Origin of the sequence: Pseudomonas marginalis, assembly GCF_008692035.1 — a bacterium.
Taxonomy (GTDB): Bacteria; Pseudomonadota; Gammaproteobacteria; order Pseudomonadales; family Pseudomonadaceae; genus Aquipseudomonas; species Aquipseudomonas marginalis.
In genome coordinates, this window is sequence record NZ_VTFG01000001.1 from 187,780 (window position 1) to 204,677 (window position 16,898).

Sequence of the window (16,898 nt, forward strand, 5' to 3'; positions counted from 1 at the left end):
GCGTTAGTCACTCCGGTGGCTTTGCGCCCAACTTTTCCCACATTTTTTTACTGATCTTCTGCCGATTGGCGTAGCCGGCCCAAGGATCAACCTTCAGCTCCTGCAAGCGTTGGTGCAGGTTGGCCACCGTCCATTGCTGAGCGCCGCGCAATCCCTTCAATTCCTCGCGACTGACCGGCACCGACACCGGCAGCCCAGCGCGTGCGCGCACCGAATAAGCCGCCACGGTGCTCGCGCCTCGTGCATTGCGCAGGTAATCGATAAAGATCTTGCCTACACGGTTTTTCGGCCCGGAGGTGGCGGTGAAGCGCTCGGGCAGTTGCTCGGTCATGAAATGGGCAATGGCCTTGGCAAAGGCCTTTACGCTGTCCCAGCCATCCCGCCGCGCCAACGGTATGACCAGGTGCAAGCCTTTGCCGCCGCTGGTCTTGACGAAGGCTTCCAACCCCAGCTCGTCGAGTACCGACAAGGTGAGCTGAGCGGCTTCCAGCATGGTTTTCCAGGGCAGCGCCGGGTCCGGGTCAAGGTCCAGCACAAACAGGTCCGGGGTTTCGATCTTGTCCGAGGTGGCGCCCCAGGTATGCAGTTCGAGGGTGCCCATTTGCACGGCCCCAATCAGCGCTTTTGTCGTGTCGATCTCCATCAGGCGCGCATGGCCTGGGTCCAGTGCCGGGTCCAGTTGCTTGATGTTCGGAATCGCCAGGCGCTCCGCGTGCTTCTGGAAGAACTGCTCGCCCTCGATGCCTTCCGGAGCCCTGAGCAGGGACACGGGGCGATGGCGCAGGAAGGGCAGGATCCATTCGCTGATGCCTTCGTAGAACTGCGCCAATTGCTGTTTCTGCGTGCCGCTTTGCGGGTCGATGACGCGGTCGGGGTGAGTGATCGTCACCCCGCTGGCTTTGCGGGCCGCCGGTGCTTTCAGGGTTTTGGCCGCGCGGGGCTGCTCCCGGATGACCTGCGCGGCGGGTTTGTCCGTGCGCAACCCCACAAACGCTGCCTGGCGTACCACGCCCTCTCGGGTCCATTGGGCAAACTGCACCTCGCCCACCAGTGTCGGCTCCACCCAATGTACGCCGCGCGCCTGGGCGCCGGTAAGCGGTTTTGCCAGGGGCGACGCGGTGCGTTCCAAAGGCTTGAGCCGGGCATGGATATTTTTCAGTGAGGCCTGGTCGAACCCGGTGCCCACGCGCCCGGCATAGACCAGCGCGCCATCGGCATGGACGGCCAGCAGCAGCGCACCAAAACCGCTGCGTGAGCCCTGGGGGAGGGTGTAGCCGACGATCACGAACTCCTGGCGCAGGCGGCATTTGAGCTTGATCCAATCGGTACTTCGACTGGAGACGTAGGGACTGCCCTTACGTTTGCCGATCACGCCTTCCAAGGCCAGCTCGCATGCGCTTTCGACAATATCGCGCTGGTTGGCGGCAAACGCCTCGGAGAAACGCAGCAATTTGCTGCGGCTGCCGGACAAGGCGTCTTTGAGCGCGGCGCGACGCTCCTCCAGTGGCGCCTGGCGCTGATCGCTGCCGTTTAAAAACGGCGCGTCGAACAGGTAGTAGACGATGTCCAGGCTGCGGCCGAGCTCAAAGGCATTTTGCAGCGCCTGGAAGTCCGGCAGGCCGTCGTCATTGAGGCTGACCACCTCGCCATCGAGCCAGCTGTCCTTGAGCTTCAGGGCCTGCAGGGCCTTGACCTGGCGTGGCAGGCGCTCGGTCCAGTCGTGGCCATTGCGGGTAAACAGGCGTACCTCGCCGTCGCGGATGCGGGCGAGCATGCGGTAACCATCGAACTTGATCTCGTAGTGCCAGTCGCCTTCGGGCGCACGGTCCACCAGGGTCGCCAGTTGCGGGGCGAACTGCTCGGGGAGGGCCGTTGCCCGCTTCTGTGGTTTGGCGCGAGGCCTGGTCTTGGGTTCACCGACCGAGGCGTCACTGAGCACGCTCTTTGGCTGGGCCTGGACGATATCGTATTCGGTGGCGGGGCGGGCCTGCTGGTCTTTTTCCTTGATCAGCAGCCACTGCTCCTTGTCGCCGCTGCCCTTGAGGCGCGTACGTACCAGCGCCCAGTCACCGGAGAGCTTTTCACCGACCAGGGTAAATTTGAGTTTGCCGGCGGCATAGGCCTTGCGCGGGTCGTCGTGGGGTTGCCAGATGCCGCGGTCCCACACGATCACATCGCCGGCGCCGTACTGGCCGGCCGGGATGCTGCCCTCGAAACCGCCATAGCTCAGGGGATGATCTTCAACGTGCACGGCCAGGCGTTTCTGGCTCGGGTCCAGGCTCGGCCCCTTGGGCACTGCCCAACTGAGCAGCACTCCGTCAAGCTCAAGACGGAAGTCATAGTGCAGGTTGCGCGCAGCGTGCTTCTGGATCACGAAGCTCAGGGTCGACGCCTTGGGCTTACGGCCCGGTGCGCGGCCTGATGGCTCGGCGGTGACCTCGAAATCGCGTTTACGGTTGTATTCGCTCAGGGGCTTGGCCATGTGGTTCTCCCGCATACGTCAGGCTCAAGAGGCCTTTTTGCCGGTTTTTTTCGCGGCCGGTTTTTTCGTCGTCGGCTTGCCGGCCAGGCTGCGCTTGAGCAGCTCGGTCAGGTCGATCACATCGGCGGACTTGCGTTCCTCGCTGCCTTCCTGGGATTCGACGTCTTCGATCTTGCCGGCCTTGGCCTTCCTGGCCACCAGCGCCATGATCTTTTCCTGAAAGCTGTCGCGATATGCCTCGGGCTGCCAGTCGGCGCTCATGTCTTCCACCAGGCGCCTGGCCATGTCCAGCTCGCCCTTGGCCAGGCTGGGTTTGGTCACATCGCTGGGCAGTTCCAATTCATCCAGGCTGCGCACTTCAGCCGGCCAGCGCAGCATCACCAGCACCAGCGCCGACTCCAGGGGCATCAGTGCCGCCAGGTGTTGCTTGGTGTGCAACACCACATTGGCCAGGGCCACCTTGCGGGTTTTCTTCAACGTTTCGCGCAGCAGTGCGTAGACCTTGCCACCGCGTTTATCCGGGGCCAGGAAGTAGGGCGTGTCGATGTTCTGCAACGGAATCTGGTCGCTGGCGACAAACGCGATGATTTCGATGGTCTGGGTCGACTTGGGGTGGGCAGAGCGGATCTCATCTTCGCTGAGTACCACATAGCGGCCTTTCTCAAACGCTACGCCCTTGACGATATTCTCCTTGGTGACCTCCTTGCCGGTGGCCTTGTTGATGCGCTTGTAGCCCACCGGGTCCATGCTGCGCTTGTCCAGCCAGTCGAAATCCACGCCCTGGGCGGACGTGGCCGAGACCAGCGATACCGGAATATGAACCAGGCCGAAACTGATGGCGCCTTTCCAGATTGCCCGTGGCATACGTGCGATTCCTTAACAAGAAGCTGTGTTCTGGTGACTCGAAGGCTGCGTGAAAAGTTTCGCCGGGCAGATGCGTGGACAGATCTCGTTACACCTGATCAGAAACTATTTAGTTACGAAAGCCGAACCCAGGGCGTAGCGTGGTATCGAAAGCACGTACTCCTCGCCCCAGAGAGGCTTTGTCATGAACAGCTGTGTGCGTCATCTCGCGGTGCTGGTGTTGGGCCTGGCACTTGGGCCAGTTGCCCTCGCGCAAAACCTGCCCGGCAGAAGCGATTCCAATACCGGCCCGATCCACCGGGCCAACCCCAACAGCATGCAGGGCACCCAGCCCAATACGCCGGTGGTGCGTGGTATTCAGACCGTGCCAACGCCGCGCACACCGACCCTGGAAAACGGTGGTATCGGCAATCGCTACCCGCAACGCGATGCGGCCCCCAGCCGTCCCGCCACCGAAACCAAAGCCCCCACCTATGATGCCAACGGCAATCGCCGGTAAGGACGCTGTCTTATGTTTATACGCAAAACCCTGCTCGCCACCCTGTGCGCCACCGCGCTGCTTGCGCAGACGGCCGTTTATGCCGCCGATGGGCAGCAGTTCCCCAGTGAACAAGGCAGCATCACCGCGACTCCGATTGCCAAAGGCCTCGATCACCCGTGGGCCGTGGCGTTTCTACCCGACCAGCAAGGTTTCCTGGTGACCGAGCGTCCGGGGCGCCTGCGCTTTGTCAGTCCGGACGGCAAGCTGTCTGCGCCGTTGACCGGCGTGCCTGAGGTGTGGGCCAAGGGGCAGGGCGGTTTGCTCGATGTGGTGCTGTCGCCGGACTTCAAGCAGGACCGCATGGTCTACCTGACGTACGCCGAAGGCGGTGGCAAGGGCGGCACGGCCGGCACCGCTGTGGGTCGCGGGCGCCTGGCGCCGGACCTGAGTGGCTTGACCGATTTCAACGTGATCCTGCGCCAGGAGCCGAAACTCTCCACCGGCAACCACTTCGGTTCGCGCCTGGCCTTCGACCGCGATGGCTACCTGTTCGTGACCCTGGGGGAAAACAACGACCGCCCGACCGCCCAGGACCTGGACAAGCTGCAGGGCAAAGTCGTACGGATCTACCCGGATGGCCGCGTACCCGATGACAACCCGTTTGTCGGTCAAGCCGGGGTACGTCCCGAGATCTGGTCCTACGGCCAGCGCAATCCGCAAGGGCTGGCGCTGAACCCATGGAGTGGCACGCTCTGGGAAAACGAACACGGGCCGCGCGGCGGTGATGAAATCAACATTATCGAGCGGGGCAAGAACTACGGCTGGCCGCTGGCGACTCACGGCATCAACTATTCGCTCACACCGATTCCCGAGGCCAGGGGCAAGACCGCAGAAGGCACCGTGGCGCCCCATCATGTGTGGGAGAAATCACCGGCCATCAGTGGCATGGCCTTCTACGACGCCGACCGGTTCAAGGCGTGGCAGCACAACGTGTTCATCGGTGCGCTGGCCAGCCAGGAACTGATTCGTCTGCAGTTCGATGGCGACAAGGTTATCCATGAAGAGCGCTTGCTGGGCGGCTTGAAGGCACGCATTCGCGATGTGCGGCAGGGGCCGGATGGCTTTCTGTATGTGCTGACGGATGAGGACGATGGCGTGCTGTATCGAGTGGGCCTCAATCAGGATTGAGCAATGAACCGCAAGCTTGAAGTTTCAAGCTTGCGGCTTCAGTCAAAGCCCGAGTTCGGACAACCCCGGATGCTCATCCGGGCGCCGTCCCAGCGGCCAGTGGAACTTGCGCTCGCTCTCATTGATTGGCAGGTCGTTGATGCAGGCAAAACGATTGGCCATCAGGCCATTCTCGTCGAACTCCCAGTTCTCATTGCCATAGGAGCGGAACCAGTTACCCGAGTCGTCGTGCCATTCGTAGGCATAGCGCACGGCGATGCGGTTGTCGGTAAAGGCCCATAGCTCCTTGATCAGCCGATACTCCAGCTCCCTGGCCCATTTCCGGGTGAGAAAGCCCTTGGCCTCTTCGCGGTTATGGGCGAATTCGGCGCGGTTACGCCACTGCGTGTCCAGGGTGTAAGCCAGCGACACCCGATGCGGGTCGCGGGAATTCCAGCCGTCTTCGGCCAGGCGCACTTTTTCAATCGCCGATTCACGGGTAAACGGCGGCAAGGGCGGACGTGTTTCTGCGGTAGATGACATCAGGCGGCTCCTCAAAACCATACAGCGTTATCGAAAGTTGCCAGGCGGGTGCGTTCACAGTCCCAATAACGTTCGCGCCATGCATTGCGCATTATCGGCAGCTGTTGAATCACCCATGACCAGGGCAACGGTAATGGCGCCATCGATCAGGATCAGCAGTTGCGCGGCCTGCCGTTCGGGGTCGGGGGTACCATGTGCTTGGCACAGTTCGAGTGCGTACTCGAACAGTTTCTGTTTATGGGCCTTGGCCAGCAGGCGGACCGGGTCGTGCGGGTCGCCGGTTTCGCCACTGGTGTTGATAAAGGCGCAGCCGCGAAAATCCGCCGAGCCGAACCAGGCCTTGAGCGCGTCGAACAGCGCGAGCAAGCGTGCGCCGCTGCCATCGACGCGCTCCACTTCGGCGCGCAGCCAGTGCATCCAACGCTCGTCACGGCGCTGCAGGGCCGCGATCACCAGCTCATCTTTATTGGCGAAGTAACGGTAAATGCTTTTTCGCGAGACGCCGGCGGTTTTCACCAGGAAGTCCATGCCGGTGGCGGCGATGCCGTGGCGATAGATCAACTTCTCGGTGACGTCGAGGATAATGTCGCGTGTTTCATTGGGGGTCATATCGTTCATGGCTGCTAAAGTAGAACGATCGTTCTTCTTGGTCAACAGGAATTTTACTCTCTGCCACTGCGAGACCTGAGCACCCCCATGGTGTAAGCTCGGGGCCTCTTCGGATTCGACCCATTGCGAGCCTTATGCCGTCGTTCTTCAAACGCTCCCTGTTGCCCAAACTGCGCGGTTTTCCCCTGACCCCCGACGCCATTGACGTGCTGTCCGGCGCTGACGCGTTCCGTCGCTGCCTGCTGGAGAACATCGCCACGGCCACCCGCCGCATCTACATCGTCGCGTTGTACCTGCAGCAGGACGAGGCAGGGCAGGAGATCTACGACGCCCTGCACGCCGCCAAGGCCGCACGGCCGGAGCTGGACATCGTGGTGGTGGTCGACTGGCTGCGCGCCCAGCGCGGGCTGATCGGTGCCGGCAAGCAACCGGGCAACAGCGCCTGGTACCAGGCCATGACGCAGCGCCATGCCAGTGAAGTGCCGGTGTACGGCGTACCGGTGCAAACCCGCGAGCTGTTCGGCGTGCTGCACCTCAAGGGCTTCGTGATCGATGACAGCGTGTTGTACAGCGGTGCCAGCCTGAACAACGTGTACCTGCACAAGTTCGATAAATACCGCTTTGACCGTTACCACCTGATCCACAGCCAGCCCCTGGCGGATTCCATGCAGCACTTGGTGGAACACGGCCTGGTGGCCTCCAAGGCCGTGCACCGCCTCGACCTGCCCAACCCGCCGACCACCCGCAGCCTGCGCAACGACATCGGCGACCTGCGCAGCCGTCTCAAGCACGCGGCCTACGACACCACCGCAGGGCAGTTGCCCAACGGCCACCTGTCTGTCAGCCCGTTGCTCGGCGTGGGCAAGAACAACCCGTTGAACCGCGTGATCCTCGAACTGATCGCCAGCGCCCAGCACCAACTGACCATCTGTACGCCGTACTTCAACCTGCCGCTGCCGGTGACCCGGGAGATCAACCGCGCCCTGGCGCGTGGGGTGAAGGTCGACATCATCGTCGGCGACAAGACCGCCAACGATTTCTACATCCCGCCCAGCGAACCCTTCAAGGTGATCTCGGCACTGCCGTACCTGTACGAAATCAGCCTGCGCCGTTTCGCAAAACGCCATCAACCGGTGATCGACAGCGGCCAGTTGAACCTGCACCTGTGGCGCGACGGCGACAACACCTACCACCTCAAGGGCATGTGGGTCGATCAGCGCTACACCTTGCTCACCGGCAACAACCTCAACCCACGGGCGTTTCGTCTCGACCTGGAAAACGCCTTGCTCGTCGATGACCCCCAAGGCCAGTGGCTGGAGCCGCGACGCACGGAGCTGGCGCAGATCTTCCAGCACACCACGCGGATCGAGCGTTACCAGGACTTGCAAACCCTGGTGGATTATCCGCAGGCGGTGGGCAAGTTCCTGCGTCGCGTCAGCCGGGTGAGGATTGAGCGATTGCTGTACCGAATCCTTTAAGCCGCCTTGTGAAATCATCAGCAATGCAATCGTAGAGGGTATCGGACAGTTCCTATATCCAGCCTGGGATAAGCGTCTTTAGATTGCCTCTCACCGTTCACGGATGGACGGATCCATTCTTAATGGACTCATCCGAGAGAGCGATGACTATGTTGATGCTACTGCCTCACAGCCGCCCATCCGTTCCGGAGTTTCCCACCCCACCCAGCGCAGTGCCTGCTGCGCCTGATCCCATACCGACTCAACCACCCACCCTGCGCAGGCGGCGATCCACTGCCGATGCAACGCCGGCCGCGGCTGGCCCGTGGACGCGACTGCCTCCCCGGGATCAGGCGCGCACTGCCGCCGCCGACACTCAGTTGGCTGAGCGCGTTGCCGCCGCTGAAAGCAGCGGCTACACGATGGTCGAGGTGCCGCCGGACAGCAGTCCGGGCCTGGCAACGCGCTTGTACCAACACCTGCTGAACCGGCCAGCGTTGCAACAGTGGATTGCCGAGCAGCGCCTTGAGCCTGCGACCCTGACCTTTCACCGCGATCATATCGAGGGCTACGCCAACCATAATGGTGTACGCAGCGCCGTCAGATTCAGCCTGACCGATAACTCCGGCTGGAACGAAGTTTCCCGCACCCTGAGGCCGATTCGAGAACTGCTGGACCCCTCGGACCAGGGGCTGCCTTTTATCGGGCCAGACGACGCATTGTGGCTGCCGCGCCAAGGGGTCGGCCAGATCACTGCCGGCAACCTTGAGCAGACCTGGCAAGTGATCAGCGAACTGGAGGAGCGCCTTGCCCTGGCCGATCGCCTTGAAGCAGAACTTGAAGAACTGCCGGACACTGCGCGTACGGACTGGTCGGATCATGAGACCGAGCTTTCACCGGCATCGTCATTGCCCCGGCATAGCCAGGCTGCGGTGGAGCGTTTGCAGCGGTTTGTCACGTGCCCGCAAATGGTTCGCCTGCTGGAGCAGGAGGGCTTCGCCTGGGCCGGTGCGCCATTCAGGGTGTCTGAAGGCAGGCTTGAGCGCCTGAGTCCGGTAGGCGGTTGGGTGAATCTGACCCGCTACGTGGAAGCCGTACCGGAACTGAACGATGAGTTCGAGGCACTGGCGGCGCTCAGCGTGCCCTTGGGCAACGCCCTGTACTCGACGCCACGCTACGACATGCGCCAGCTCCTGGATTTCAAGGGCTTGGGCTCGGCGCGTACCGTGAGTGAAACGCGCAACCTGGTTGCCTGGTTGCGCACTGCCTTGCCAACGCCGCCGCCATTGGGGGACTACGGCGCGTTGTTGCCCCAGGAGTGGAAGCCGGGCACCTTGACCGCAGACGATCAAAAGCACATGGGCACCATGGCCGACATCCGCCTGCGCGGTCCCCTGGCTCGTGGGTTCAGCGCATTGTCCGGGGTCACATTGCAGGCGTTGCAGGCCGACCCGCAGGCTCACCTGGACAGGCTGCTGGACAGCCCGGATGCCTTGGCGTTCGGCGAGCAAATGGCTGGCGCGCTGCGCTGGCAGGTGGGCCAGGGCGCTAACTCGACGCTGCCCAGGACGCTGCTCCAGCAACTGGTAACCGCCGCGATCAAGCTGCACGTCGATCCCTCGATGTCCGACAAGCCCGGGGAAGTGGCGGGCTATCCGATCTACCAGCCGACGAACATGGGGCGCTCGTTCAGTCAGGTACGCCGTGACATCGAGCGCCACCTTCAGCACAACAAAGGCCTGGACCCCAAGCTGGCGGTGTTGGCTGCCCACGTGTGCCTGGCGCAGGCGGCGCCGGAAATGCTCGTGCGCGATGTGCCCGAGTCCGTGAGTATCGGCACGCCGGCCTGGATGGAGCTGCGCCTGGGCTGCGCATTGGCCGATCACAATGCGCCAGGGACGTCGAGGATGATGAATGAACAGCAGGTCACCGACTTGACCACCCTGGAACCCGTCAGTGACGCGCAGGCGACGCTGATGCAACTCAATGCCTTGAAAGTCATCGCTGATTGGGGGGTGTTGAACGGCTGTATCAGGCAGCGCAGTGACAGTGGATACTCGTCGGGGGATATCCAGGAGGCTGCGCGGGTATTTTTCCGCCAGCGTGAAGACGTCGCCACCGCCTTCACGACTGCGAGCAGTGAACTGCCGACGCGCAAGGCGCTGGCGATCAAGGAATTGCTGCGCGTGTTTCCTGGTATCACCCAGGCCGAACTGGAAGGCATGACCGTGCATGTGGCCAGTGCAGAGGATCGTCGCAACCTGCCGGTCTCGGAACCGCGCACCCGCTCGTTGGTGGAGACCTATATGACCGGCGACCTGGCACCGGGCAAATGGGTGCTCAGTGACGACATGCCTGCTTTCCCCGCGACGGCGAAAACGCCTTACCAGCACGCGCGGGCACCCCAGGTAACCGAGGCGGCGCGGGCCAGGCTCGATACACGTATTCGCCGTCTGCCCGAGCTGGATAAGTTGCTGGAAAACTCGGTGCTCCAGCACCGGAAAAAGCTCCAGGACGCGTACGCCACCAAGCTTAAGCTGATGTTTGCCGAGTTGCCTCTGGAGGATCGCAAGTTGCTTGAACTGGGCAAGGTCGAACTGTTCACCTTGCGCCGGGAAACCGGGAAGATCCAGGCCGAGGAGACCGACGCACTCAAAGACGCCAGCAGGGCGCGCCACGGCACCCTGATGCGCGTTGAGCATGGACCCACGGTCGTGCATTTCGAGGTGTTCGCCAACGGCAAGATCATCAAGCGTACGGATCTACCCGACGCGATGGAGCTCGACGGCGTCATTCACCGCGAGGGTTTTCCATCACCCCATGGCCCGGTGTATTTACCGGTGGTACGCGGCGCGCAGATGAACCTTGATTTGGACGCCTATGCCAACGGTTCCCATCCTGATCCCAACCCAGCATTCCAGGCGGTGATCGTGTCGGCGTTGGGCGGCGCATTTGCTGCGCGAGAATTACCGCCCAGCCATACGCCGGAATCGTTCGTCCCGGACACCTACAGTTCGCGAAAAACAGCGAGCATCGTCAACAGGATCGCCCAGGACAACTTTTACGAGCCCGCCGAAAGCATGTTGCAACGCGCAAGCGAGTCACTGCCGCTGGAGAAGCACCGTGAAGCGCGGGCACGCGATCATGCCTTTCTACTGGGGTTCGTGCCGTTCGTGGGGGCGTATCAGGAGTTCAAACAAGGCAATATCAGCGCAGGTCTGGCCAACCTGGCACTGGATGTAGTCGGCGTGGCCATTGGTGCGGGTAGCCAGGCCCGGGCGCTGATCCGCTCGGCCAGGGCCCTGGTGCCCAGCCGCCTGACCCAGCTTGTTACACGACTCAAGCCATCGGCGATTGCAGTGCCCCAGGTGAAAGCTGGAGCGAGTTTCAGCGATCGAGCATTTGACTTCATCAAGCAGTCCGGTTTGTTTACCAGTGCGGCGCTGAACCCGCTGGATGGTTACCCGCAGATGATCAATGCCGCGACCAAGGGACTGGTAAAACTGCCGGCGTTGCTGGCGGGTGGGGCAATGAAGTGGGGCAAGACGGTCCCGCATCTGGTGACCGCCGAGGAGAAGTTGCGTGCGTATCTGCTGATTGCAGCCGGGCAGGCGAGCGGCACGGAGGCGCCCGTGGTGACACCGACAGCGGGCAAGGCGGGGCGTTATCGGGAGGTTGACGTGCACGCCACGCCATACAACGGCCGCTGGTATGCGATTGACCCGCGCAGCGGCACGCCTTTCGGCACGCCACTGAACGGCTTCCAGCCAACCCGTTGAGCCGACGACCTCCCGCGCCAGGCGCGGGAGGCCGTATCAGTTCAGGCCCAGCTTGCCGCGCAGGGTCGACAGGTCTTCGGCCAGGGTGTTGACCGGACCTACCAGCGCCTTGCGGTCGTTTTCCTTGACCTTGTCGTAGGTCTGGAAGCCGCCGTCCTTGGTCTTGTACTTGGCCAGGATCTTGTCCACGCTGGCGAAGTTCTTGTCGACCTTGGCCAGGAAAGCCTTGTCCTGTTTCTCGATCTGGCCACGGAACAGGTCGACGATTTTCTTCGCACCGTCGATGTTGCCCTGGAAATCATACAGGTCGGTGTGGCTGTAGCGGTCTTCTTCACCGGAGATCTTGGTGGCGGCAACTTCTTCCAGCAACGCAGCGGCACCGCCGACGACTTTCTCCGGCGGGAAGGTCAGGCCGTCGACACGGGTTTTCAGGTCGTTGACGTCAGTGTTGAGCTTGGCCGTCAGGGCTTCCAGGCCTTTGGTGGTGTTCTGGGAGAACAGCGCGTACTCGATGCGGTGGAAACCGGTGAAGTCTTCGGCGGTCACGCCTTTTTCGTGGTCATCGACCCGGGAGTCAATGGACGCATCCAGGTCGCTGAACAGCTCGGCGATCGGCTCGATGGACTCATAGTGCACGCGGGTCGGCGCGTAGAGCTTCTTGGCGGTGGCCAGGTCGCCTTGGTTGATGGCGTCGGTGAACGCCTGGGTCTGGGTGACCAGCTCGCCGATTTCTTCGGTGACGTAGATCTTGTAGTCCGACACCGGGCCTACCAGGTCCAACGGCGCGGTAGCGGCAAACGCTGCCAGCGGCGAAAGGGTCATTAACAACGACAACGCGATAGTCGACTTCTTCATGGGACGTGTTCCGCTCTGGTTTGTTTTAGGTGTGGGCAGTGGTTTGAAAAGGCGTTGCAGCGAGCAGCGTGCGCCCGATGAAATCCTTAGGTCCGGTGACCCCCGGCAAGGTGAAGAAATACCCGCCGCCGACCGGCTTGAGGTATTCCTCCAGGGGTTCGCCGTTGAGCCGGGTTTGCACGCTGATAAAGCCTTTCTCCAGGTCAGCCTGGTAGCAGATGAATAACAGCCCCATGTCCAGCTGACCGTTTTTATTGACGCCGTTGGAGTAGTTGAACGGCCGACGCAGGATCAGGTTGGCCTGGGTCTGCGGGGTGCGCGGGTTGGCCAGGCGGATATGGGCATCGAGCTTGGTCAGCTTGCCTTCCGGGTCCTTGCTGTAGTCGGGCACCTGGGATTCTTTCTGGCCATCCATGGGCGCGCCGCTGGTCTTCACACGGCCGATGATGCTTTCCTGCTCCTGCAGGGGCGTGCGGTCCCAGCGTTCGACGAAGTTGCGGATGATGCGCACCGCCTGGTAGCTGCCATGGGCCGCCCAGCTCGGTTCGTCGCTGCCGGGTTGGACCCACACAATCTGGTCCATGGCCTTGTTGTCGTTGGAGTTGGGGTTGGCCGAGCCGTCGCGGAAACCCAGGAAGTTGCGCGCGCTTTGTGCCGGTTCGCCGGGTTTGGCCGGTGCCTGGGGCGGCACGCTGCCTTCCTGCTTCCAGCGCACCAGCAGCAGGTCGGGCAGGTTTTTCACGATGTCGCGCAGGGCGTGGATATTGGTGTCCGGGGTGTTGGAGCTGAATTGCAGGCTCAGGTCGCCGTGGCACTGCGCCGGTTCCAGCGCATCGTTGGGGAAGCCCACCATGCGGATCAGGCGCTTGGGTTTGACGGCGGCCAGGCCGAAGCGCTCATCGAACAACGATGCGCCGACGGACACGGTGATGGTCAGGTTATCCGGCGTGACCACCGGGCCGAGGATGCCGGAATCGGTGGGCGGCAGCTTCGGTTCGACCTGGGGTACGGTGCCGCCGGTCATCAGGAAGCCGATGCGTTCGTTCAAGGTGCGGAACAGGCGCTCCAGGTCTTCGCGGTCGCTGGCCAGGACGTCGAACGCCACGAGCATGCCGCAGGCCGGGCGTGGGGTGACGATGCCGCTCTGGTGCTGGCCGAAAAAATCGTGGTGGTCCTGGGTCTTGTCGCTGCGCGGTGCGGTGGTGACTTGCTCGGCGGCGGCCGCCATGGCCGGGCAGGTCAGGGTGCTGCCGGCAATGGCGGCACCGGTGGCGGCCATGCCCAGGAGGACACGGCGACGTTGTGCTGAAAACTGTTCTGAATCACTCATGTGTGCGGTCGTCTTCACTGCAGGCCGGAAAGGCCAAGGGCGGGGTCGATTCCATCGAGTGCGGCGGCCAGAGCCTTGGCCTTGTCGGCGATCTGCTTGCGCTGATCGGCGGTAACGCTGTCATACGTGGCGTAGCCCTTATCGAGCTTGAAACCCTGGAGCTCGGCATCGAAGGCGGCGAGGGCGCTGTCGACTGTCGGCAGCAGGTCGGCGGCGGACTTGGTCAGCAGCGGACGCATCAGTTCGACCACCTTGTGCGCGGCCTCCAGGTTGGCGGCGAAACCATTCAGGTCGACATGGCTGTAGCGCTCTTCTTCACCGCTGATGGCGCGTACATCCGCCAGGCTGTTGAGGTTGCGCACCACGATGCTCACCAGTTGTTCCGGCGGCAGTGACTGCGCCAGCAACTGCTGTTTGAGGCGGGTGACATCGGTGACCAGGCGCTGCGCAATCGGCCCCAGGCCATCAAGGCTGCGTTGCTGGAACAGGCTGTATTCGAGGCGATGGAAGCCGCTGAAGGCCGGGTCTTGCTCACGTTTTTCAAAGTAATCGGCCCGGGCGTTGATGGCGTTGTCCAGCTCGGCCAGGCGCTGCGAGGCCGGGGCCAGGCGTTGGTAAGCCTCACGGGCCGGCACGTACAGCGCTTGCGCCTGAGCCAGGTCACCGGCGTCGATCGCCTGTTGCAGGGCGGTCACGGCCTTGACCAGGGCACTGCCCTGGCTGCTCAGGTACACGCGAAACTCCGACAGCGGGCCGATAAACGCCACCATCGACGGCTTGGCCTTGGCCTGTGCGTCGGATTCTGCGGTTGGCGTCACATGCAGGGTGCCGCGCGGGTTGCTCAGCAGGCCGCAGGTAATTGCATAGTCGCCTGGCAGCAGGTTGGCGTTGATCACCTGGCTCAGGCCGGGGGCGATGTTTTCGCGCTCTTCGACCACCAGCACGCCGTCGAGGATTTCCCACTCCACCGCCCGGTCAGAGCGGTTGATGATGCGAAAGCTCGCCCGGCCGGCCGGCACCGTCAGTGCATTGGGCTCGCAGGCATGGCCATGGATGGTCACGGCGATTTCATCGTGGTTGGTCTGGCGCTTGCTGGCCGCCAGTTGCGAGGCGTAATAGAACAGGCCACCGGCGGCGATCATCACGACCACCGAGCCGGCTACCGCCCAGCGCAGGGCGCGGGGGGGCGAAGCGGGTTGAGGCGTTGGGTTGGACAAGAGACGGTCCTTACTGGCTGGAAACGGAAGAAGGGCTGGCGGCAGGCTTGGGCGGTGCCGCGGGCAGGAAAAACATCACCAGCGCCACCACCAGATACATCAGATAGGCGCCCAGGGTGCTGACGGTCGGCGCTTCCTGATAGCCGAACATGCCGGCCAGTACCGAACCGAGCGGGCTGTCCATCGGCAGCTCGGCGCTGAAATCGAACAGCACGGTCTGCCAGTGGTTCCACACGCCGGCTTCATGCAGGGCTTGCACCGAGTTGGCGAGGATGCCGGCGGCGACCACGAGAATGAACAGGCCGGTCCAGCGGAAAAATGCACCGAGGTTCAGGCGCATGCTGCCGGTGTAGATCAGGAAGCCGACGATGATCGCCAGGACCAGGCCGAGCAGGGCGCCAATCGGTGCGCCTGGGCCTTCGCTCTGTTGGAACACCGCCAGCAGGAAGAACACGGTTTCCAGGCCTTCACGAGCGACGGCGAAGAACACCATGAGGATCAACGCCGTGACCTGGTGTTTGGAACCGGTCAACGCCTGATCGAGGGAGGCATGCAGCGAATGTTTGATGGAGCGCGCGACCTTGCGCATCCAGAACACCATGGAGCTGAGGATGCCCACGGCGACCAGGCCGACGATGCCTTCGAACAATTCCTGCTGTTTCTGCGGAAACTCGGCACTGACCAGTTCCAGGCCACCGCCCACCAGCAAGGCCAGGGCCGCGGCGAGGAACACGCCGATCCACACCGCCGGCATCCACTGGCCGCGGCCGGTTTGTTGCAGGTAACTGGCGATGATGCCGACGATCAGCGCGGCTTCAATGCCTTCGCGCAGCATGATTAAAAAGGGAACAAGCATCGGGCACCGCAGCTTAAGTAGATAGGAAGCTAAGTTGTAACATAATGATACTCATTGCTAAACAGGAAAACTTGACGTTTGCTGAACAATGGCTGAACGGTGGTGGCGAATCGCAAGCCACCTTATGATGCGCGGCATCGATAGCGCCGCCGGATTGCCCAACCTCCCATGTCGGAAAAAGACACCATCTCCATCCATCTCGTGCGCGAGGCCTTGTTGCAGAGCTGCGCACCGGGGCCGGCCACCGTCGAAGCCTTGAGCAAGGTCGGGATCGATCCAGCATTGCTGGAGCAACCCGACGCCCGGGTTCCGGCCACCGCCTACGCCCGTTTGTGGCGTCTGCTGGCCAGGCGCATGGACGATGAGTTCTTCGGCATGGACCCGCGCAAGCTCAAGTCCGGTAGCCTCGAGTTCCTTTGTCGCGCCGCCATTGCACAGCCCAGCCTGGCATCGGGCCTGCACACCGGCCTGGGGTTCCTCTCGCTGATGCTGGAACACCTGCCAGCCCAGCTGGTGCGCCAACAGAGCCTGGCGGAAATTGTGTTGCAAGAACCCGAGCCAGCGCCCAAGCGCGCATTCACCTATTTCACCTACTGGATGATCGTGCACGGCGTCGCCTGCTGGCTGGCAGGCCGGCGCATCCCGATCCTGGCCATCGAACTGCGCTGCCCGCAGCCGGACTTTTGCGATGACTACCAGGTGATGTTTTCCGACAACCTGCGTTTTGATCGGCCACGCACGCGGATGATCTTCTCCGCCGACTGCCTCGACCTGCCGATCAAGCGCAGCCCGGAAGAACTCAAGCGCTTCCTCGCCCATGCGCCGGCCAACATCCTGGTCAAATACCGCAACCCCGACAGCCTGGCTACACGCATCAAGCACGACCTGCGGCAAATGCCTCCCGACACCTGGCCTGAGACCGAGGGCCTTGCGGCCACGCTGTGTATCTCCGCTTCCACGCTGCGCCGCCGCCTGGCGGAAGAAGGGCAGAGCTACCAGGGACTCAAGGACAGCGTGCGCAAGGAGTTGGCGATTGTCTGGCTGGCCGAACCGCAGATCAGCTTTGCCGAGATCGCGGCGCGGTTGGGGTTTGCCGATACCAGTTCGTTTTATAAGGCGTTTCGCAAGTGGGTGGGGTCCAATCCTGGGCATTACCGAAGTTTGATCCTGGGGGAACCTCGTTGAGTCGCGCACAGGCTGCTGGCGGCCAGGACTTTTCCGATCCCATCCATTCGTGTTCCGGGGCAGGGTAGACACT

At 62.5% G+C, this 16,898-nt stretch carries 13 protein-coding genes; 5 read left to right on the plus strand and 8 right to left on the minus strand.

The window, feature by feature from the left end; translation table 11 throughout:
- Positions 1–7: 7 nt before the first annotated feature.
- Positions 8–2,482 carry a DNA ligase D gene (gene ligD, locus FX984_RS00800; protein WP_146476475.1) on the minus strand — a complete coding sequence of 825 codons (2,475 nt, stop codon included), beginning with the start codon at positions 2,480–2,482 and terminating at the stop codon, positions 8–10.
- Positions 2,483–2,506: 24 nt separating this feature from the next.
- The gene (gene ku, locus FX984_RS00805; protein WP_027607894.1) at positions 2,507–3,346 is read right to left on the minus strand and encodes a non-homologous end joining protein Ku; all 840 of its coding nucleotides are present in this window, start codon (positions 3,344–3,346) and stop codon (positions 2,507–2,509) included.
- Between the two features lie 184 nt (positions 3,347–3,530).
- Between ku and FX984_RS00810 the strand changes: the two genes are divergently transcribed.
- Together FX984_RS00810 and FX984_RS00815 are read left to right on the plus strand one after the other, a co-directional pair.
- Positions 3,531–3,845: a hypothetical protein gene (locus FX984_RS00810; protein WP_092359439.1), complete on the plus strand. Its 315-nt coding sequence runs from the start codon at positions 3,531–3,533 to the stop codon at positions 3,843–3,845.
- A 12-nt stretch (positions 3,846–3,857) separates the two neighbouring features.
- Positions 3,858–5,015: a PQQ-dependent sugar dehydrogenase gene (locus FX984_RS00815; protein WP_092359442.1), complete on the plus strand. Its 1,158-nt coding sequence runs from the start codon at positions 3,858–3,860 to the stop codon at positions 5,013–5,015.
- A 42-nt stretch (positions 5,016–5,057) separates the two neighbouring features.
- On the opposite strand, the gene FX984_RS00820 is transcribed toward FX984_RS00815, so the two are convergent.
- Entirely contained in the window at positions 5,058–5,537 is a 480-nt protein-coding gene (locus FX984_RS00820) for a nuclear transport factor 2 family protein (RefSeq protein WP_027607891.1), read from the minus strand.
- A gap of 54 nt (positions 5,538–5,591) precedes the next feature.
- Positions 5,592–6,155 carry a TetR/AcrR family transcriptional regulator gene (locus FX984_RS00825; protein ID WP_027607890.1) on the minus strand — a complete coding sequence of 188 codons (564 nt, stop codon included), beginning with the start codon at positions 6,153–6,155 and terminating at the stop codon, positions 5,592–5,594.
- A gap of 125 nt (positions 6,156–6,280) precedes the next feature.
- Here FX984_RS00825 and pssA point away from each other — a divergent pair, with 125 nt between their 5' ends.
- Positions 6,281–7,624 carry a CDP-diacylglycerol--serine O-phosphatidyltransferase gene (pssA, locus tag FX984_RS00830; protein WP_092359446.1) on the plus strand — a complete coding sequence of 448 codons (1,344 nt, stop codon included), beginning with the start codon at positions 6,281–6,283 and terminating at the stop codon, positions 7,622–7,624.
- A 359-nt stretch (positions 7,625–7,983) separates the two neighbouring features.
- Positions 7,984–11,382 (plus strand): hypothetical protein, encoded by a 3,399-nt coding sequence (locus FX984_RS00835; RefSeq protein ID WP_146476474.1) that lies wholly within the window; start codon positions 7,984–7,986, stop codon positions 11,380–11,382.
- A gap of 36 nt (positions 11,383–11,418) precedes the next feature.
- Here FX984_RS00835 and efeO (FX984_RS00840) read toward each other — a convergent pair whose 3' ends face one another.
- From efeO (FX984_RS00840) to efeU, 4 genes are read right to left on the minus strand one after another with little or no spacing between them, the layout of a single operon-like run.
- Positions 11,419–12,237, minus strand: a complete 819-nt coding sequence (gene efeO / locus FX984_RS00840; RefSeq protein ID WP_027607887.1) for an iron uptake system protein EfeO — start codon at positions 12,235–12,237, stop codon at positions 11,419–11,421.
- A 25-nt stretch (positions 12,238–12,262) separates the two neighbouring features.
- Positions 12,263–13,567, minus strand: a complete 1,305-nt coding sequence (gene efeB, locus FX984_RS00845; protein WP_146476473.1) for an iron uptake transporter deferrochelatase/peroxidase subunit — start codon at positions 13,565–13,567, stop codon at positions 12,263–12,265.
- A gap of 14 nt (positions 13,568–13,581) precedes the next feature.
- Positions 13,582–14,784, minus strand: a complete 1,203-nt coding sequence (gene efeO / locus FX984_RS00850) for an iron uptake system protein EfeO (protein ID WP_027607885.1) — start codon at positions 14,782–14,784, stop codon at positions 13,582–13,584.
- A gap of 10 nt (positions 14,785–14,794) precedes the next feature.
- The gene (gene efeU / locus FX984_RS00855) at positions 14,795–15,640 is read right to left on the minus strand and encodes an iron uptake transporter permease EfeU (RefSeq protein ID WP_027607884.1); all 846 of its coding nucleotides are present in this window, start codon (positions 15,638–15,640) and stop codon (positions 14,795–14,797) included.
- Between the two features lie 168 nt (positions 15,641–15,808).
- Between efeU and FX984_RS00860 the strand changes: the two genes are divergently transcribed.
- The gene (locus FX984_RS00860) at positions 15,809–16,825 is read left to right on the plus strand and encodes an AraC family transcriptional regulator (RefSeq protein WP_027607883.1); all 1,017 of its coding nucleotides are present in this window, start codon (positions 15,809–15,811) and stop codon (positions 16,823–16,825) included.
- Positions 16,826–16,898 lie beyond the last annotated feature (73 nt).